The organism is Bacillus xiamenensis, assembly GCF_001857925.1.
Classification (GTDB): domain Bacteria; phylum Bacillota; class Bacilli; order Bacillales; family Bacillaceae; genus Bacillus; species Bacillus xiamenensis.
Genome location: NZ_CP017786.1, coordinates 2,357,718 through 2,376,107, shown reverse-complemented (window position 1 = coordinate 2,376,107; position 18,390 = coordinate 2,357,718). Strand labels below are relative to the sequence as shown.

General features: G+C 42.2%; 18 protein-coding genes. 6 read left to right on the top strand and 12 right to left on the bottom strand.

Annotated elements, in window-relative coordinates; all coding sequences use genetic code 11:
* Nucleotides 1-126: 126 nt before the first annotated feature.
* Nucleotides 127-2,226: a heavy metal translocating P-type ATPase gene (locus BK049_RS12000; protein ID WP_071168615.1), complete on the bottom strand. Its 2,100-nt coding sequence runs from the start codon at nt 2,224-2,226 to the stop codon at nt 127-129.
* 421 nt (nt 2,227-2,647) lie between these two features.
* Here BK049_RS12000 and BK049_RS11995 point away from each other — a divergent pair, with 421 nt between their 5' ends.
* The 5 genes from BK049_RS11995 (at nt 2,648) to BK049_RS11980 (ending at nt 5,846) form a co-directional block, all read left to right on the top strand.
* Nucleotides 2,648-3,391, top strand: coding sequence for a metal ABC transporter ATP-binding protein (locus BK049_RS11995; RefSeq protein WP_071168614.1), 744 nt, complete (start codon nt 2,648-2,650; stop codon nt 3,389-3,391).
* Entirely contained in the window at nt 3,391-4,263 is an 873-nt protein-coding gene (locus BK049_RS11990) for a metal ABC transporter permease (protein WP_008358349.1), read from the top strand. The genes BK049_RS11995 and BK049_RS11990 overlap by 1 nt, the downstream gene beginning before the upstream one ends.
* A gap of 13 nt (nt 4,264-4,276) precedes the next feature.
* Complete coding sequence (locus tag BK049_RS11985; protein ID WP_008358347.1) at nt 4,277-5,215, top strand: metal ABC transporter substrate-binding protein; 939 nt, start codon at nt 4,277-4,279, stop codon at nt 5,213-5,215.
* 76 nt (nt 5,216-5,291) lie between these two features.
* Entirely contained in the window at nt 5,292-5,438 is a 147-nt protein-coding gene (locus tag BK049_RS19835) for a TetR family transcriptional regulator (protein WP_232532107.1), read from the top strand.
* A 12-nt stretch (nt 5,439-5,450) separates the two neighbouring features.
* A complete protein-coding gene (locus BK049_RS11980) occupies nt 5,451-5,846 on the top strand; it encodes a TetR family transcriptional regulator C-terminal domain-containing protein (RefSeq protein WP_244887347.1) in 396 nt (131 codons plus the stop codon).
* Nucleotides 5,847-5,860: 14 nt separating this feature from the next.
* Here BK049_RS11980 and BK049_RS11975 read toward each other — a convergent pair whose 3' ends face one another.
* From BK049_RS11975 to BK049_RS11935, 10 genes are all read right to left on the bottom strand, one after another.
* Nucleotides 5,861-6,793: a response regulator gene (locus BK049_RS11975; protein ID WP_008358344.1), complete on the bottom strand. Its 933-nt coding sequence runs from the start codon at nt 6,791-6,793 to the stop codon at nt 5,861-5,863.
* On the bottom strand, nt 6,790-8,106 hold the full coding sequence (locus BK049_RS11970) for an ATP-binding protein (protein WP_008358341.1): 1,317 nt from the start codon (nt 8,104-8,106) through the stop codon (nt 6,790-6,792). The genes BK049_RS11975 and BK049_RS11970 overlap by 4 nt, the downstream gene beginning before the upstream one ends.
* A gap of 117 nt (nt 8,107-8,223) precedes the next feature.
* Nucleotides 8,224-9,669, bottom strand: coding sequence for an aspartate ammonia-lyase (gene aspA, locus BK049_RS11965; RefSeq protein ID WP_008358340.1), 1,446 nt, complete (start codon nt 9,667-9,669; stop codon nt 8,224-8,226).
* A gap of 17 nt (nt 9,670-9,686) precedes the next feature.
* Nucleotides 9,687-10,964: a cation:dicarboxylate symporter family transporter gene (locus BK049_RS11960; RefSeq protein ID WP_071168613.1), complete on the bottom strand. Its 1,278-nt coding sequence runs from the start codon at nt 10,962-10,964 to the stop codon at nt 9,687-9,689.
* A gap of 374 nt (nt 10,965-11,338) precedes the next feature.
* Nucleotides 11,339-11,473 carry a hypothetical protein gene (locus BK049_RS20005; protein WP_280513602.1) on the bottom strand — a complete coding sequence of 45 codons (135 nt, stop codon included), beginning with the start codon at nt 11,471-11,473 and terminating at the stop codon, nt 11,339-11,341.
* Nucleotides 11,470-13,905 carry a heavy metal translocating P-type ATPase gene (locus BK049_RS11955; RefSeq protein ID WP_071168612.1) on the bottom strand — a complete coding sequence of 812 codons (2,436 nt, stop codon included), beginning with the start codon at nt 13,903-13,905 and terminating at the stop codon, nt 11,470-11,472. Before BK049_RS11955 ends, BK049_RS20005 begins: the two co-directional genes overlap by 4 nt.
* An 82-nt stretch (nt 13,906-13,987) precedes the next feature.
* Nucleotides 13,988-14,194: a copper chaperone CopZ gene (gene copZ / locus BK049_RS11950; RefSeq protein ID WP_008358333.1), complete on the bottom strand. Its 207-nt coding sequence runs from the start codon at nt 14,192-14,194 to the stop codon at nt 13,988-13,990.
* Nucleotides 14,195-14,277: 83 nt separating this feature from the next.
* Nucleotides 14,278-14,583: a metal-sensing transcriptional repressor gene (locus tag BK049_RS11945; RefSeq protein WP_008358331.1), complete on the bottom strand. Its 306-nt coding sequence runs from the start codon at nt 14,581-14,583 to the stop codon at nt 14,278-14,280.
* Between the two features lie 97 nt (nt 14,584-14,680).
* Complete coding sequence (locus tag BK049_RS11940; protein WP_071168611.1) at nt 14,681-15,136, bottom strand: DUF6376 family protein; 456 nt, start codon at nt 15,134-15,136, stop codon at nt 14,681-14,683.
* Nucleotides 15,137-15,392: 256 nt separating this feature from the next.
* On the bottom strand, nt 15,393-16,994 hold the full coding sequence (locus BK049_RS11935) for a histidine kinase N-terminal 7TM domain-containing diguanylate cyclase (RefSeq protein WP_071168610.1): 1,602 nt from the start codon (nt 16,992-16,994) through the stop codon (nt 15,393-15,395).
* A 239-nt stretch (nt 16,995-17,233) separates the two neighbouring features.
* On the opposite strand from BK049_RS11935, the gene BK049_RS11930 reads away from it, so the two are divergent.
* Entirely contained in the window at nt 17,234-17,413 is a 180-nt protein-coding gene (locus tag BK049_RS11930) for a hypothetical protein (protein WP_071168609.1), read from the top strand.
* 167 nt (nt 17,414-17,580) lie between these two features.
* Here the strand turns inward: BK049_RS11930 and BK049_RS11925 are convergent, their stop codons facing one another.
* Complete coding sequence (locus BK049_RS11925) at nt 17,581-18,150, bottom strand: hypothetical protein (protein WP_071168608.1); 570 nt, start codon at nt 18,148-18,150, stop codon at nt 17,581-17,583.
* Between the last annotated feature and the right edge of the window lie 240 nt (nt 18,151-18,390).

Below are 18,390 nucleotides of genomic sequence, written 5' to 3'. Positions count from 1 at the left end.
CTTTTTCATTCCTTCACAAAAGAAAAAGGATAATAGCTCAGGAAAATGCCATTATCCAACTTCTTCTATTTTAACAAGAGGGGGTTCATTATGAAAGACGCTATTCATGAATTTTTCCTAACAATTTTATTTCATGACCCTCATCGCATTTAAAACAGCCAGTACGGTGACACCGACATCTGAAAAGACTGCTTCCCACATGGTGGCAATACCGAATGCACCAAGTAAGAGGAAAACGGCTTTCACCCCAAGAGCAAATGCAATATTCTGCCATACGATGGCTCTCGTTCTTTTAGCGACAGTAATGGCTTCCGCTACCTTTGATGGCTGATCCGTCATAATTACAATATCAGCCGCTTCTACAGCTGCATCTGAACCAAGTCCCCCCATCGCAATGCCGATATCCGCTCTTGCTAATACTGGCGTATCATTAATGCCGTCCCCAACAAATAATAATTTTTCTTGAGGTGCTTTTTTCTGATACATTTCCTCTATTTTCGTCACTTTATCCTGCGGCAATAATTCAGTGTGAACTTCGTCAATACCGATTTGCTGCGCTACGGCAGTCCCTACTTGCTTGGCATCCCCTGTAAGCATCACAGTTTGAATGCCAGAAGCTTTTAAAGCAGATACTGCTTCCTTTGCATCATCTTTTAATTCATCAGCAATCAAGATAGATCCCGCAAACTCACCGTCTATTGCCAAATACACAACCGTTCCGCTTCGTTTTTCTTTTTCAAAAGCAATGCCTTCTCGTTCCATGAGGCGATGGTTTCCCGCTAAAACATTTGCACCGCGTATTGTCGCTTTAATTCCATGTCCCGCAATATCTTCATAGGCTTCGATTTGGCTCTCATCGAGCGCTGATCCGTAAGCGGCTTTAATCGATTCTGCAATCGGGTGCGAGGAATGCGCTTCTGCTAAAGCCGCAAAAGAAAGCAATTCCTCTTCTGACCATTTCTCATGAGCGGCTGTGATATGAGTGACTGTAAAGTTCCCTTTTGTGAGCGTGCCTGTTTTATCAAACACAGCATAGCGCACAGAGTTCAGGGCTTCTAAATAGTTACTGCCTTTCACGAGAATGCCTCGTTTAGATGCTGCACCAATTCCTCCAAAGAAACCTAATGGAATGGAGACAACGAGTGCACAAGGACAAGAAATGACGAGAAAGACAAGCGCCCGGTACACCCATTCAGACAATTGAGCTGATGGAATGAAAAGCGGCGGCATAAAGGCAAGCAATAAAGCAAGCACGACAACAGCAGGTGTATAATATTTCGCAAACTTTGTGATAAAGTTTTCTGTTTGTGCTTTTCGGCTGCTTGCATTCTCGACCAAATCCAAGATCTTCGTAACAGCCGATTCGCTTAGCTCTTTTTGCACTTCAATTTCAAGAATGCCGTTTTGATTCACGAAACCAGCAAGCACTTCTTTTCCCGCTTCCACATCTCTTGGAACAGACTCCCCAGTTAGTGCAGAGGTATCGACAAGAGAATAGCCATCTATCACACGTCCATCCAAAGGAATTTTTTCACCTGGTTTCACGACAATGCGGTCACCAGCTTTCACTTCTTCCGGCTTTACTTTTTTCGTTTCGTGTCCTACTTTGAGATTCGCGTATTCAGGACGGATATTCATTAATTCACTAATCGACCGTCTTGAACGATTGACTGCCGCTCCTTGAAAAAGCTCTCCAATTTGGTAAAACAGCATGACTGCCAGTGCCTCAGGATACTGCTGAATCACAAAAGCACCAGCTGTCGCTATGGTCATTAAAAAGTTCTCATCAAATACTTGGCCGCGCACTATATTTTTCAGTGCTTTCAAGACAACATCTCCGCCAACGAGTAAATATGCGGCGAAAAACATGATGAACTTCAGTAAGCCATTGTCAGGTATAAAATAAGCTGCTGTTCCAATGACTGCACCGCCGATTAATTTCAGTACAATCGTTTTCAAATTTTTTGTCCCATGATCGTGATCGTGGTGATGTCCTTCTTCTTTTGGTGATACACTCACATGAGGTTCAATGGACTGAACGGTTTTTTCAATACGCTTTGACATCGTTTCTTGTGCATCAGCATGTGTCACAGTTAATGTACCGGTCGCAAAATTAATGGAGCAGGCTTCAACTCCAGCAATTTTGCTGACGCCTGTTTCAATTTTACGTGCACAGTTTCCGCAATCAAGACCGCTTAACACGTATTCATCCTTCATCTTTTTCATGTTCTCACCTTTTTCTATATGAGTAGCGTTCCCTGATTCAATCAAACCTATCAGCTGCTGTAAATATTATATATGAGCACATATTCATATATTGAATTACCCTTATTATATGAGGAGTTCTTATAAACTGTCAATCGTTTATGAGCAAATGAAGTGTTTTTTTGTGTCCAATGATGTCACTGAGATTTTCAATAAACCATGCTCATGTCCCCTGCTCCTTGCATAACATACAAACGATCGTTTGATGAGGAATTCCAGCATTTCTCTTTACAAAAGAAGAACATACGCTTAGAATAAAATAAAAGTTTCCCTAAGGAAACAAATTAGCATTAGAGAATAATTTCATCCTTTAGTCAAAATTATTAAATGAACGCATATATCTTTAGGAAACGCAATTGATGATTGAAAGGGGTCTCAAGAGATGTCAAACGCTTTAACAATCGACCGTCTATATGTCTCATACCACGGACAGGATGCATTAGAAAACGTCTCTCTTTCCATACAGGAAGGAACGATGACAGGCATCATTGGTCCAAATGGTGCCGGTAAATCAACTTTATTGAAAGCTTGCTTGGATTTAATTGAAAAGGATCAAGGGGATATTCACTTTTTTGAACAGCCCTTTAAACAAGTGAGAAAACAGATCGCCTATGTACCGCAGAGAAATGATTTAGACTGGACGTTTCCAATCCATGTGCTAGATACCGTTCTGCTTGGGACATACCCAAAGCTCGGATTGGTCAAAAGACCGAAAAAAGAAGACCGTGCCTATGCGTACCATTGCTTAGAAAAGGTCGGAATGCAGGACTTTGCCAAAAGACAAATTGGGGAATTATCCGGCGGTCAGCAGCAGCGCGTCTTCCTTGCACGAGCGCTTGCTCAAAACGCACAGCTCTTTTGTTTAGATGAACCTTTTGTCGGAATTGATATGACCAGTGAAGAAACGATGATTCGCATTTTGAAGGAGCTGCGAGATGAAGGGAAAACCATTCTGGTCGTCCACCATGATTTAAGTAAGGCGGATGATTACTTCAGCCACCTCGTTCTATTAAATAAAAAACTGATCAAAGCAGGACCTGTACACGATATCCTTCGTCCAGAGGTCATGCTGGAAGCCTATGAAACGCAGTTGCCATTTTTAAAATCAGCAGGAGGAGACGTGTAATGGAATTCTTAACCGGACTCTTTGAGTATGCGTTTTTACAAAAAGCGTTATTTACATCCGTCATGGTGGGGATCATTTGCGGCGTCATTGGCTGCTTTATCATTTTACGAGGTATGGCACTGATGGGAGATGCGATTTCACACGCCGTTCTGCCAGGTGTCGCCATCTCTTATATGCTGGGGATCAATTTTTTCTTCGGAGCCGTCTTAACCGGCGTATTAACAGCTATCGGCATCGGATATGTCAGTCAAAACAGCCGCATTAAAAATGATTCTGCCATCGGCATCGTATTCACCGCTTTTTTTTCCATCGGGATCATTTTGATCACATTTTTGAAAAGTTCAAGCGATTTATATCATATCTTGTTTGGAAACGTACTAGCCGTTCGCTCATCTGATATGTGGATTACGCTTGGAATCGGCATTTTTATTTTGCTGGCCGTCATTGTTTTCTACAAAGAACTGCTCATTAGTTCATTTGATCCAGTGATCTCTTCTGTTTACGGTTTACCGAATCGAATGATTCATTATTTTCTCATGACCTTATTGACCCTTGTAACCGTCGCATCCCTGCAAACCGTAGGTATTATACTTGTTGTTGCGATGCTGATTACGCCGGCAGCCACCGCCTATCTACTGACAGACCGGCTATGGATCATGATTTATTTATCTGCCTTTTTCGGAGCAGTTTCAGCAGTCGCAGGACTTGGGCTTAGCTTTACGTATAACTTGTCGTCTGGTGCTTCAATCGTGCTAGTTGCGACCATTTTATTCGGCAGTGCATTTATCTTTTCACCGAAGCAAGGGATTTTGTGGAGATCATTAAAATCGAAACGAAAACGAACGCAATTAAAAAAGGAAGCGTCTATGTAAAAGGAGGACATATATGAAGAAGGTATTTGCAATCCGGTTGACCGCAGTATTCATTGCTCTTATGGTGATCGCAGGATGTTCTACTCAACAAAATCATGCTGGCAAAGATGATGGCAAATTAAAAGTGGTCACAACCTACTCCATTCTTTATGACATCGTCAAGGAAGTAGGCAGGCAGCATGTCTCTATTCACAGCATCGTACCAATTGGAACAGATCCACACGAATTTGACCCACTGCCAAAGGATGTTCAGCATACAACGGATGCAGACCTTGTTCTCTATAATGGCTTAAATCTTGAAACAGGGAACGGCTGGTTTCAAAAGCTGCTTGAATCAAGCGGTAAGAATGGAGATGATGCACCTGTAGCCGAGCTGAGTAAGGGAGTCAAAGTAAAGCATTTGTCCTCAAAAGGACTGGAAAGCCAGCAGGACCCTCACGCCTGGCTGAATGTCGAGAACGGTATCCTTTATGCCCAAAATGCCCGGGATGCGCTCATTCAAGCCGACCCTGAGCATAAGGAGGATTACGAAAAAAATGCTAAAGCCTATATCAAAAAGCTTCAGGCTCTTCATGATGAAGCAAAAGACAAGTTTGAACAGCTGCCAAAAGACAAAAAGCTTCTTGTCACAAGTGAGGGGGCATTCAAGTATTTTGCAGATGCGTATGGACTGAAGGCCGGCTACATTTGGGAGATCAATACAGAAAGCGAAGGAACACCTGGGCAAATGAAACGCATCATTCATTTTGTCAAAGATCATCAAGTTCCTGCTCTTTTTCTTGAAACAAGTGTAGATAAACGGAGCCTTGAAAGCCTTTCTGAGGAAACCGGGGTTCCAATTAAGGGGAAAGTCTTCACTGATTCCATTGGCAAGAAAGGGGAAGACGGGGACAGCTACTATAAAATGATGAAATGGAATATTGACACCATATACAAAGGATTGTCATCCTAAAAAAGACAGGTGGAGTGAATCCGCCTGTCTTTTTTCAGCCTGCCATATTTTGCGGATGTTTTTTGGGCCAGCTGCCATGAGAGTGATCAAACAGGATGGATTAGAGAATGCGCCTGTATGGAAAATAGCTGTTGAAGCTGACATTTCTGCCGGCTCCATGCGCCATTATTTTTCCACACAGCAGGAATTATTTCTTTTCTCTATGAATTTGATTCAAGAGTGAGTCAAGGAGCGAATGGCCGGACTGTCATTAAACGGTTCTACTACTGAAAATGTCCTCACGTTACTTGAGCAAGTCCGTCCGCTTGATGAGGAACGAAGATTTGAAATGGAGGTGTGGCAGGCTTTTACGATTCAATCGTTGACTGAACCAGATCTACAGCCGCTCAATGCGGAAATGTATGACGAGCTTTTCCAAACCGTTCATTTTTGTCTAACGAAGCTGAAAGACGATGATCTGCTGCTAGATCATCTTGATCTTTTACTAGAGACTGAACGGCTTTATGCGGTCATCAACGGGCTTGCTTTGAACGGTATCTTACAGCCTCACCGTCTCTCGCCTCAGCTTATGCGCTCGGTGCTGCAGATGCATCTTGAATCCATCACAAAAACAGACATGCCCTCGTCATAGAGAGCATGTCTGTTTTAATCTTCCATAAAGATACGTTTGGCCTCGTAATAGAGCACCTGCACAAATTTCTTTACATTGATGCGGGTATGTTCTTCTCTACCGCTTGTCTCTTTTGTCAGTTCACTCATTTTCTTTCGAACAATCGTGAAATCGAAAAATTTAGAGGCGTAGTTTTCAAAGGTTGGGTGCGAAAAATCCGTTAGCCCGAGCGATGCGATGTGTTTCAATGATTGATTGATCGCACGCCTTACCCGCTGTTCCGCTGCTTTGGCTTCTCTTGCGATGTCTGCTGATGTAAAAGGTTCATTTAATTTCTCCTCTGTGATGCCAGTAAAAATCACCTTTAATGAAGGAAAAGAGTCGTGCTGATCGGCATGTACCGCTAAATACTGATCTGTGAAAAGAATCATATCTAGTAAATCCTTAGACCCCTTCTCGCCAACAATTCCAAGCTCCGCCAGCAAGAATTGACCTGCCTCTGCAAGACTTTTCCCCCGCTGCTTCGTTTTTGTCTGTCCGCGCTGCTGGAACTGCATCACCGACTTTAGCGAATGCTGAATATTTTCAATCGAGTGCTCTAAATGCAGACGTTCAATCATCAGATGGAGCACACTTAAAACCTCTACACGGTTGATTGGCTTTGTCACATAATACTCGACGCCAAGCGTATATGCCTGTCCGATTAATTCCTTTGTTTCTACTTGCGAAAGCATTAAATATTTCCCATGAAACTCATCCTTGATCGCTCGGATCGTTTCAAGCCCGTCCCTTTCTGGCATCAAAAGATCAATACATAAGATATCAATGTGCAAATCATTTAAGTAGTTGGCTGTTAATTCAGCACCATCCTCTGCTTCTCCAGCCACAACGCCAAGCTCTTCATCTTCAATGAGCTGAGCCAGTGATGAACGAACGGCTTCATCATCATCGACAATAAAAAATCTCATCTCCCATTCCCCTCTTTTCTGCTGACTTGATCAATTGGTATCTTTAACGTAAAAATCGTTTGTTTATTTGGGATACTCTCCATCTCAACACTTCCGCCCAGCTTCTCCGCTGTGTCCTTCACATAGGAAAGACCGATGCCGCTTGATGGATTCCCAGCCTGATCGTATTTTAAAGTAAAGCCCGGTTTAAAGATCACATGGTGGTTACGCTCTTTAATGCCTGGTCCGTTGTCACTAATTTGAAAGATCACATGATTTTCTTCCCTTGAAATGGCTAGTGACACCTCTCCATCAACTGGGATGGCTTCAACGGCGTTGGAAACAATGTTATTTAATAAAGATAGAATCGTATACACATGATAGGCAGGATGCTGTCCTTCTTCATCATAATCAAAGACAATGTGTTTTTTAAGTGATTCCGCGTAATTTTCATGAATACGAATGACAAGCCCAGCAATATGAGCGGGACTTGCATACTCCTGAAAATTCTCCTCATGAATCAGTTTTGATAAAGCAGAAAAAATCCGCTGATTATCCTTTTTGATTTCATGCACCTCTCCTGCAATTTGCAGGGCTGTTTTTCCGAGCTTTTTCAAATCTAATGATTCCGCATCCTTTGCATGATGAAGGGATTGATACAATTGATACGATGTGGCTGTAATGTGCTCAGCATGTGCCAGTGTTTTATGAAAGTATGTAGATTCCATATAAAGGTTCGACAGCAGCATCAGCAGATGTTCCTTTTCCTTTTTCATCTGACGCTCTCTTGCCTGTTCTTCGTATAATCGAATCATCGTATAACAAGCCAGTACGAAAAAGCTTCTGAAAATCGCCAATACAAATAGTTGGAAGAGCGTTCTCACTGTTAAAATTTCATCAATGGCTCCCCGGAGTGCAATCATTTCAACAACACTTGCACACAGTTCCATGATGATGCCCGTCGCCCCAATCAACCAAGGCTTATCACGAAACCGTCTGACCTGCAATAAATAAAAGAGCGTGCCATAGACGACATAATAGAGCAGGGAAGGAAATCTTAAAGAAACCGCCTCTTCCAGCGGGAGATGGCCTGTCACGACTGTATCAAGCAGCACCCGGAAAGCAAACACAGATCCCCCCGCAATCATGCCGCTTGCCCATGAAGGGAATTTTTTCATTTGAAGCAGGATAAAGAAAAAGACAACGGTTCCAAAGCTGACCCGAAAGCTGTCCTCAAATGGATAAAATTTCAGCTCTCCGCCAATCGGTGTTAGTACAATGAGCATGACAATTAAATAAGGCTCTGTATTCAGCCATTTTTTCAGTAGATTCAAACGCAGTCACATCCCTAATAATTGACGATAGTATACTATGTGAGCTTCAGAAAAACAAACAGTCCATGAAAAAACGCACACCGGAACTTTGTCGGTGTGCGCTTCTCATGGTGTCACTTAATCTTCTAAACGATCCTTTTCTAAAAGTGATGCGCCAGCAATACCTGGTTTCGTCATTTCAAAAGGATTTAAGATGACATCAAGCTCTTCCTCTGTTAACACATCATTTTGCAGACAAAGCTCACGTACAGATGCGCCTGTCAGGATCGCTTCTCTAGCAATTCGTGCAGCAGCTTCATAACCAATGTGCGGATTGACCGCCGTCATGACACCGGCACTCTTTTCTACATATTCTTTTAATCGAGATTCATCTGCTTTTAGATCACGCAAGCAGTTGTCAACGAAGGACTCAAATACATTCTTCATCATGCTGAGAGATTGAAGCAAGTTGAACACTAGGACTGGCTCCATTACGTTCAGTTCAAGCTGACCAGCCTCTGATGCAAGGCAAATCGTATGATCATTCCCGATGACTTGGAACGCCACTTGGTTCATCACCTCTGGCATGACTGGGTTGACTTTCCCTGGCATGATCGATGAACCTGGCTGTCTAGGCGGCAAGTGCAGCTCTCCAAAGCCTGCTCTAGGACCTGACGCCATCAGTCGAATATCGTTCGCCATTTTGGACATATTCATCATACATACTTTAAGCGCAGCAGATACTTCTGTATAAGCATCCGTGTTTTGCGTTGCATCAACTAAGTCTTCCGCTCCAACTAGCGGTAATCCACTAATGTCAGAAAGATAGCTCACCACTTGACGAATATATTTAGGGTCTGCATTCAGCCCCGTTCCGACTGCTGTTGCCCCCATATTCACTTCATATAAATGCTGTCTAGACTGCTTGATACGTTTAATATCACGAGCGAGCACCTTTGCATAGGCACTAAACTCTTGACCAAGTCTGATTGGCACAGCGTCCTGAAGATGCGTACGTCCCATTTTGATGACATGATCGAATTCCTGCGCTTTTTCAATCATGACTTGATGCATGTTTTCCATCGTATAAAGTAGCTTTTCAATCATATTCAATGTCGAAATATGAATCGCTGTTGGGAAAACGTCGTTTGTAGACTGCGACATGTTCACATGCGTGTTTGGACTAAGCTCAGTATAAGCGCCTTTTTCCTTTCCTAGTAGTTCAAGCGCTCTGTTTGCAATGACTTCATTGGCATTCATATTCATTGAAGTGCCAGCCCCGCCTTGAATTGGATCGACAATAAATTGGCTGTTCCATTTTCCTTCGATGACCTCATCTGCGGCTTGAACAATTTTTTCTCCAAGACCAGAATATAGTCGCTGTGTATCCATATTGGCAAGGGCGGCTGCCTTTTTGACAATCCCTAATGCTTTAATGAGTTCCTCATGAATACGGTAGCCTGTAATTGGAAAGTTCTCCACTGCACGTAATGTTTGAATCCCATAATATGCTTGAGTGTCTACTTCCTTTTCACCTAGAAAGTCTCGTTCGATTCGAACTTGCTTGTCCTGTAGCTTCGTCATTTGAAAAGATCTCCTTTTTACGCTGCTTTTGTTTGTTGTTTTAATTCCTCAATATACTTTTTCGATTTTTCGTGATCAAATACTTTTTCCCACTTAGACATAACAATGGCTGCAAGTGAGTTACCAAAGACGTTCACTGTTGTACGAACCATGTCAAGAATACGGTCGATACCAACGATGAAGGCAAGTCCTTCAAGCGGTAGTCCCATTGCTCCAAGTGTTGTGATAACAACAACGATAGATGCACCTGGTACACCAGCCATTCCTTTTGATGTCAGCATTAAGATTAATAGTAACGTAATTTGCTCATAGATGGAAAGCGGCATGCCATACATTTGTGCAACAAATATAGCGGCAATCGATTGATAGATTGCACTTCCATCTAGGTTAAATGTATAGCCTGTCGGGATAACGAACGACGTGATCGCTTTCGGACAGCCGAACTTCTCCATTTTGTCCATTAATCTAGGCAGAACAGCTTCTGAACTTGCTGTTGAGAAGGCAAGAATAATTTCTTCTTTTAAAATTTTAAATAGTGTAATGACGCTTGTTCCAGCCATTTTTGCGATAATGCCTAGGACAACAAATACGAAGAATGCCATTGTACCGTATACGACAAGGACCAGTTTACCTAATGGAAGAAGCGCTCCGACCCCGAATTTGATCACCGTCACACTGATGAGTGCGAATACACCAAATGGAGCAAACTTCATCACTTTATTAGTCACCCAGAACATCGCTTCGAGTATGCCCTCAAAGAATCCTAACACTGGTTTCCCTTTATCTCCTACTGCGGCAATTCCTAATCCGAATAATACTGTAAAGAAGATGGTTGGTAATAGATCACCTTCTGCAATTGATTGGAAAACGTTTGTTGGGACAAGATGTACCAACGTTTCAGAGAAAGTCGCTTTGTCGGAAGAAGCCTTAGATGTCTCTTCATATTTAGAGATATCGCCTTTTTCCATGTTGCTCATATCAATTCCTGTACCAGGATGGAAGACGTTTGCTGCAAGCAGTCCAACTGCTAAAGCAATCGTTGTCACAATCTCGAAGTAAAGAATCGTTTTCCCACCGAGTCTTCCGATGGTTTTCATATCGCCTACACCTGCTACTGCTACAATCAATGCAGCAATGACAATTGGAAGAACGATCATTTTAATTAAATGGATGAATATATCGCCAATCGGCGTTAACACATTAATAACAGTTTCATTTTGATAAAACAGCGCTCCTACGACAACACCCAGAACAAGTGCAATGAGTATTTGAGAAGCTAACCCTAACTTTTTCATACGTGAACCCCCTTTTATTGATAACGCTTTCTTTGTTGCTTAATCGAATCTTAACGATGAACCTACAAAAAACGACAAAAAGGAACAAAAACAAATGAATTTTTTATGAAATTTTTTAAAAAAGGTCAGTTCTTCCACAAAATTGTTAAAAAGAGACTTCGCTTTTGGCGAAGTCTCAGATTGTTGACAAAGGGCTAAAATGTCCTTTATTTTAGCCCTTTGTCTTCCTTTCAGCGTGAATTGAAAACCTTTGCAGTCTAGGAAGGACGAGTACCGGAGCGGAGCGAATTTGACATTCGTGAGCACCGGCACGCAGGACTGACAAAGAATGCGAGGGTTTGTCTACACGCTGAGACTTCGCTTTTGGCGAAGTCTTAATGTTGCTGCATCTGTTCAGCTGGAGACTCTTGATGTGGAAAAAATTTGTCATAAACAGCATAACCAATCAGTACAAGCGCCACATAAATCACAGCACTCAACGTCCACACCCATTTGACATTCAGCTTCATTCTGCCACTCCCTCTCTGACAGGTTTCAACCTCTGTAATCTAAGTGCATTCAGCACAACCGACACAGAGCTAAAGGCCATTGCCGCTCCTGCAAGCCATGGCGCAAGGAATCCAAATGCGGCTACTGGAATCCCAATGCAGTTGTAAGCAAGCGCCCAAAATAGATTTTGCTTAATGTTTCTCATCGTTTTTTTACTAAATTCAAGCGCATCTGCAATGGCATGAAGATCTCCTGTCATGAGCGTAATATCTGCTGCTTCCATGGCAACGTCTGTCCCCGTTCCAACTGCCATTCCAATATTCGCTGTCGCAAGGGCAGGTGCATCATTGATGCCGTCTCCCACCATAGCCACTTTCTTTCCTTGTTCCTGAAGCGTCGCAATATGTGCCGCCTTTTCCTCAGGCAGGACTTCAGCGATGACATGATCAATGCCCGCCTGTCTCGCAATCACCTCTGCTGTTCGTTTGTTATCCCCTGTCATCATTACGACATGAATCCCCTGCTCTTTGAGCCGAGCGATCGCTTGAGGAGAAGACGGTTTCATCGTATCTGCAACCGCAGCAATACCTGCCGCCTCGCCGTCAATCGCAATGAGCATGGCCGTTTTCCCTTGCTCCTCTAGTTTAGTAACGGCTGCTTCTATTTTTTCGTATTCGATATGGTGTTTCTTTAATAGCTTCCGCGTGCCAATCAAAAGCTCATGACCAGCGGCCCTTGCTTTCATTCCATGACCAGGGTCTGCTTGGAAAGCTTCTACCTCAACCGATTCAAGACCGCGGTTCTTCATGCCTTCTGTCACCGCTCTGGCAAGAGGATGTTCTGACTGTTGTTCTGCCGACCCCGCTAGCTGAAGCAGCGTATCTTCAGTCCAATGGCCATATACCATCACATCTGTAAGACTCGGCTCGCCTTTTGTCACAGTTCCTGTTTTATCTAAAACTACCGTGTCTAGTGATTGGGTCACTTCTAGATGCTCTCCGCCTTTAAACAGAATCCCTGACTCAGCTGCACGTCCGCTACCTGCCATAATGGAGGTCGGTGTAGCAAGACCGAGCGCACAAGGACATGCAATGACTATCACCGCTATAAAAGTCTCAAGTGCTGATGTCACATTCCCTGGATCTACAAAGAAAAACCATATGAGAAAGGTCAGTACAGCGATACCGACTACAATGGGAACAAAAATCCCTGAAATTTGATCCGCCATTCTTTGAATCGGTGCTTTTGAGCCTTGTGCTTGTTCTACCACTCGAATGATTTGTGAAAGAGCCGTCTCTTTCCCTACTTTTGTTACTTTCACTTTGATAAACCCATTTTTATTGATGGTTGCCCCGATGACTGTATCTCCTGCGATTTTATCAACTGGCAGACTTTCTCCTGTAATCATGGATTCGTCTATCGCTGTTGTTCCCTCAATGATTTCTCCATCTACCGGGACTTTCTCACCCGGTTTTACAAACACAAGATCATTCACTTTCACTTCGAAAATAGGAACGGTCATCTCTTTGCCATCTCGTTCAATGACTGCTTCTTTCGCTTGTAAGCCCATCAGTTTTTGAATCGCTGCTGATGATCTCCCTTTCGCTCTTGCTTCCATTAACTTTCCGAGCACAATCAACGTAATAAGCACCGCACTTGTTTCATAATAGAGAGCCGCCTCATGTGTGTCTTGGACCGCTGATTGAATGCTTTCATATAAACTATAGAAAAAGGCAGCAGATGTCCCTAGTGCTACAAGGACATCCATATTGGCACTTTTATGTCTTAAAGCTTTATAGGCGCCTACATAAAAAGGCCAGCCGACAATGAACTGGACGGGCGCTGCTAATGCAAGCTGAACCCACGGGTTCATCAGCGCTTCTGGGAGCCAAATAAACGATGTGAAAGAAAAATGGCTGACCATAGCCCAAAGCAGCGGCAGTGACAGGATCATTGAAAATAAAAAACGTGCCGTCTGCTTCTCAATGGCTGCTTGGCGATGATCTTTTTTGCCTTCCTCTGCATGCTCTTCGACTGGTTCTATTAATGAATACCCAATGGATTTCACAGCCTCTTTGATGTCACTTGGAGATGTTTGACCAGGATGATACGTGACCTGAAGGGTTTCAAGCGCAAAGTTCACTGAACCTTGATCAACACCATCCATCCGGTTGACTTTTTTCTCGATTCGGTTTGCACAGGCCGCACACGTCATTCCTTCTATCTCAAATTCTGCTTGCTCCATCACCACATCATAGCCAAGCGATTGAATTTTTTGTTTCAGATCATCTGCTGTTAGCTGGTCCGCTTCATAGACAATGTGCGATGTTTCAAGCGCCAAATTCACACTGGCATCGTCCACCCCTTCCAGCCTGTTCAGGCCCTTTTCAATGCGGCCTGCACAGGCGGCACAGGTCATCCCCGTAATGTGAAAGTCAATTTCTTTTTTCATTTATCTCACCTCTCCATATACACCATGGGGGTATTGTGATGTTAAAAAAATACGCGCTGTCTTATGCAGCACGTTTGTTCATTTATACGACATCATATCCCTGTTCTTCGATCACATCAGAGATTCGGTGTAACGTGACTTGATCAGGATGAAACGAAACCTTCACCTGTCCTTTGTCTAAATGGACTTTCACAGATTCAACACCTGCTAATTCTCCTACATTTTCTTCGACTGCTTTCACGCAATGTCCGCAAGACATGCCCTGCACTTGAAGTGTTGCTTGTTCCACTTCTCATCGCCTCCATCAATCATTTTCTATTTTTACTATACCCTAGTAGGGTATCATTGTAAACATAAATGATGCGCTGTGTGCTACGATTTTGTCAGCTTCGTGAAGACGTTCATTAACTCCTCAATGGCTTCATCCCCATTGCCGCTCTTAATGGCATCCGCTACGCAGTGGTGTGTATGCTTTTCCATCAATTGAAGACTCACCTTCTTTAAAGCCGCATTCACAGCAGAAATTTGATTGACGACATCTATACAGTAACGATCGTTCTCAATCATTTGCTGAATTCCTCGAACTTGTCCTTCCACTCGTTTTAAGCGGTTGATTAATTGATCTTTTTCCTTCTCGGCTCTAGGCGAAGCGATATGCCTTTCTTCATGCTCTGTCATGTGATCACCTTTTTTCTATCAAACTTGTCTTTTACTAAATTAAAGCATATCTCCACCGGAAAAGACAAAGATATGCCTTGCGTAAGCTGCGTTTGTCCTAGTTTGTTAATTGTTCAATATCCTGCAAAAGGTTGACGGACTGCTGGAGCTGCTTGATCAGCCCTTGCTGATCCTCCAATATAGCAGCAGCATCGAATTTGTCTGTTTTCAATTGCTGTAAATAAGTTTGAATTTCCTCTGACAGCACTTTATTTTTCTCTATGACTTGTGCATGCAGATCTTCCGCTATTTTCGGCGCTGTGAGTTCATTGAATTCTTGAATGTCAGCCTTCAATGATTCAAGCTGCTGCGTCAAATCTGCTTTTTTTGCAGCATCTTGTACAGCTTCTTTCGCAAGTTGCGGAAATGCCTCTGTGAATTGCTGAATATCCGTCACATACTCATTTGCCTCTGTGACATACGTCGTTGTATCGTTTACTTGGTCAAGCAAGCCGGAACATCCGCTTAACAACAGCGTGCCGGAAAATAGGAAAGTCATCACATATTTTTTCAAACTCCATCATCCTTTCATCTATTGTGTTAAAAGCACTCATTTGTCCCGCTCCCCTGCCACACGGATGCAAAAAGGCCTTAAAAAAAGCCAGACCTTTGCCTTATGTGTCATAGGCAAAGGTCTGGCTAACATGTTCATGCCGGAATGGCCGAGAAACAGCGGATGTTTCTGTAATGACGACCAAACCGTAAAAGCTACTCCCCTTTAGGAAACCGTTCAAATGTTATGTTTATCATATCTAAATGAAGGACAACAGTCAATGAGAAGCTGGCGGCAGGTCATGTCTCTGATGTGGTATATAGTCTTCACCAGTTGATGAATAAATCCGATTACGTCCGTGGCGTTTTGACATATACAAGGCTTGATCCGCCTCGAATAGAAGCTTTTCTAATATAGGGGAATCATTCGCTGTATGGGCGATGCCGAAGCTCGCTGTCACTTGTACTTTTTTCTCATCAGCCTGAAAGAAGCTCACTTCAAAGGAATGTCTTATTTGTTCTGCGATATGACATGCCTCTTCAAATGAATGCTGCGGCAGACAAATGGCAAACTCTTCTCCACCATATCGGCCAAATAAATCATCCACCTTTAAATGCTGCTGACAAATGGAGACAACATGACGAAGTGCCTCGTCCCCAATATGATGTCCGTGCGTATCATTGATTTGTTTAAAGAAATCAATATCAAACAGTAAAATGGCGGTATTCTGTGCATCCTCTTCCAATATCATCTGTGTTCGTTCAATGAAAGAAGAACGATTGAAGATATTCGTTAAACCATCCATATACGCGCGACGCTCCAGCTCCTCCTGCAGCAAACGCTGCTCCGTAACATCACTGATCACAATTTGCCTGCCCTCGATCTCACCTCTCTTATTAAATAGAGAAGAAGCGGTCAGATGATAATAGCAGGGCTGCTCTTTTTCCCACATCAAATCATAATGCGAATGATCCTGCGGAGAACGCAACCACTGAATAAACGAGGACTCTTTGTTGACCCCTGAAAAAATATCCTCGATTTTATAGCCGATTCCCTTTTTAGAAAGTACCGGAATAATCGACGCAGCCGCAGGATTATAATCGATGAGCGTTCCGTAACGATCCAAAATGAGAACGCCTTCTGACATATGCTCAAACACACGCTCCATCGCAATAGGAGATAACTTAAAGAGATGAAAGGACATAATCGCCCATAAATAAAGAGCGTTGGTTAAAAACATCACCACTGGTACTGGGTCAATGTGAAAAGGCGTGAGACCTAATAAATAGATAAAAGAGGTCGTGATCGGCAATAACATGCCAACGAGCAGGATCAGAATCTGTTTTAAATATTCTTTTTTGGTCACACGTAAAAACCAAAGCAGCATAAAGACTGCGAGCATTGAACAGCCAAAGGTATAGACGCCATGAATGATATACCAATACCCAATCCTAAAATCAGCCAGTAAAAACCCGTCTAAAGTATGCAGCGTGATGCTTCGGTAAAAAAGTGAATGAAAAGAATTGGTGAACACCATAATGGTGGTGAGAATGGGAATCAGTAAGATGAAAAGCACGCGGCGCTTTGTTATATATTGATAAAAACCCGTAAATTGCAGCACAATCATGAGGCTGAACGGTGCGATGAACGGAAGACCTATGTATTGAAAACTAACCCAGAACATGATTTCTTGAGGGGTACGTGCCAACAATTCAAACGTGTGCCCAAAAATATAAATCGCAGTTGCCGCAGACATGTACATAAACAATTGACAGCCAATATACCGATGGCGATTTGCATGAGCAATGATTGATAAGATCACGGACAGAATGCCAGAAACACTCATGATCACAATAAAATGTAAAACAATCGAATTCATGTAAACGCCCCAATTTCAGTTATTTAGAACTAGTCTAATCTTACTATATATGAGGACGTCTCAAATGGGAAGATGTGATTTTGATTTGGTTGGCGGTTTTTTGGAAAGCGTTCGTCATTTTACTAGTTATGGCGCCTCATCTATTCATTACTTCTTACTTAATTTAAGGATAAAGCATATTGTTGCAAGTGAAATATCTGTACAATGTGGAGATGAATGAAAAGGAGGCTTGAAAGGAAATGACTTTTTTGATCATCATGGCAGGTTTGTTTATGCTGATTCTTTTAGAGAAGCCATTTCAGAAGAAACGATCTGAGCTGTTATTTTTAATGAGTTATTTGCTGCTGATTGCGGTTTATGTGATTCAGACAACATTTGTGGAGATCATGTCGGATGGGCTTTTGATGATGATGGCGTAGATTGTGGTTTGTCCTTTGTTTGTTCGGTTGGTTCGTTTTCCTCGAGGAACTTACATGAAAAGTAAGAAGGATGACAGTATGTAGCATCCTTCTTATGTTGTGAACTAAACTCGTTATTCTTAAGACCCACTGAGCTTTGTAAAGCAGACGTCTTTTTCTTTACTTAATTATGAATTTGATTTATCTTTTTGTTTTTCATTTGCTTTATTGTCTTTCATTTTACTCATCTCTTTTTTAGCATTATCCACTTCTTCTAAAGCTTTTTTCATTCTAGAATTCATGAAACTTAAATCATCATCACTGACTTTATCTCGCTTGATTACTTTTAAGATATCTTTGAAAAGTGATTCAAATTTGTCATCCGCTTTCACCAAGTACTCGTTTACTTTTTTATACGTATCAGGAACTTTAACTTCTTTGTCTTTGGCTTCGTTGAGTAATTCTCTCATACTATCAATCTTTGTCTCAACATCACTAGCCCATTCTTTATCGTAAACCTCGTCTAAAGGAACCAACGATAAAACAAAAGACATAATTCTTTCTTCAAACCGTTTTAGATATCCCTTATACCATGATGCATATTCGCTATCAGTCATTTTTTCTATTTTTTCTTGTTTTGCTGCTGCTTTGTTTGATGATGAACCGTTTGCTGATTCATTTTTACCGCATGCTGTACCCATCATCAATGTAAATACTAAAAGAAATACTGGAATGATTGTCTTTTTGTTTGTTTTCATTTTTATGAATTACTCCTTATCCTTTGAGACCTTTTCTAATTCGTCAACTACTTTAGCTGTTTCATCATATGCTTTGTAGGGTCTATTCGAACTTTTTTCTTTTATCTAAATTGTCCCCCTAACATTATCTGGTGATATTTCCCTACAAATTATCATCGGTTAAAAAATAGGTATATTTAGGTATTATTCCTAATTTTCAAATAAAAAAGACTTCTGATGTGATATTACCCCCTCTAACTG

Bases quoted from the DNA above. Each gene is read 5' to 3' on its own strand.
- BK049_RS11935 (WP_071168610.1), bottom strand. From the start codon at position 16,994: ATGAATTCGATTGTTTTACATTTTATTGTGATCATGAGTGTTTCTGGC.
- BK049_RS11930 (WP_071168609.1), top strand. From the start codon at position 17,234: ATGACTTTTTTGATCATCATGGCAGGTTTGTTTATGCTGATTCTTTTA.
- BK049_RS11945 (WP_008358331.1), bottom strand. From the start codon at position 14,583: ATGACAGAGCATGAAGAAAGGCATATCGCTTCGCCTAGAGCCGAGAAG.
- BK049_RS11955 (WP_071168612.1), bottom strand. From the start codon at position 13,905: ATGAAAAAAGAAATTGACTTTCACATTACGGGGATGACCTGTGCCGCC.
- BK049_RS11985 (WP_008358347.1), top strand. From the start codon at position 4,277: ATGAAGAAGGTATTTGCAATCCGGTTGACCGCAGTATTCATTGCTCTT.
- aspA (WP_008358340.1), bottom strand. From the start codon at position 9,669: ATGACGAAGCTACAGGACAAGCAAGTTCGAATCGAACGAGACTTTCTA.
- BK049_RS11995 (WP_071168614.1), top strand. From the start codon at position 2,648: ATGTCAAACGCTTTAACAATCGACCGTCTATATGTCTCATACCACGGA.
- BK049_RS11925 (WP_071168608.1), bottom strand. From the start codon at position 18,150: ATGAAAACAAACAAAAAGACAATCATTCCAGTATTTCTTTTAGTATTT.
- BK049_RS11990 (WP_008358349.1), top strand. From the start codon at position 3,391: ATGGAATTCTTAACCGGACTCTTTGAGTATGCGTTTTTACAAAAAGCG.
- BK049_RS11980 (WP_244887347.1), top strand. From the start codon at position 5,451: ATGGCCGGACTGTCATTAAACGGTTCTACTACTGAAAATGTCCTCACG.
- BK049_RS11960 (WP_071168613.1), bottom strand. From the start codon at position 10,964: ATGAAAAAGTTAGGGTTAGCTTCTCAAATACTCATTGCACTTGTTCTG.
- BK049_RS20005 (WP_280513602.1), bottom strand. From the start codon at position 11,473: ATGAAGCTGAATGTCAAATGGGTGTGGACGTTGAGTGCTGTGATTTAT.
- BK049_RS12000 (WP_071168615.1), bottom strand. From the start codon at position 2,226: ATGAAAAAGATGAAGGATGAATACGTGTTAAGCGGTCTTGATTGCGGA.
- BK049_RS19835 (WP_232532107.1), top strand. From the start codon at position 5,292: ATGAGAGTGATCAAACAGGATGGATTAGAGAATGCGCCTGTATGGAAA.
- BK049_RS11975 (WP_008358344.1), bottom strand. From the start codon at position 6,793: ATGAGATTTTTTATTGTCGATGATGATGAAGCCGTTCGTTCATCACTG.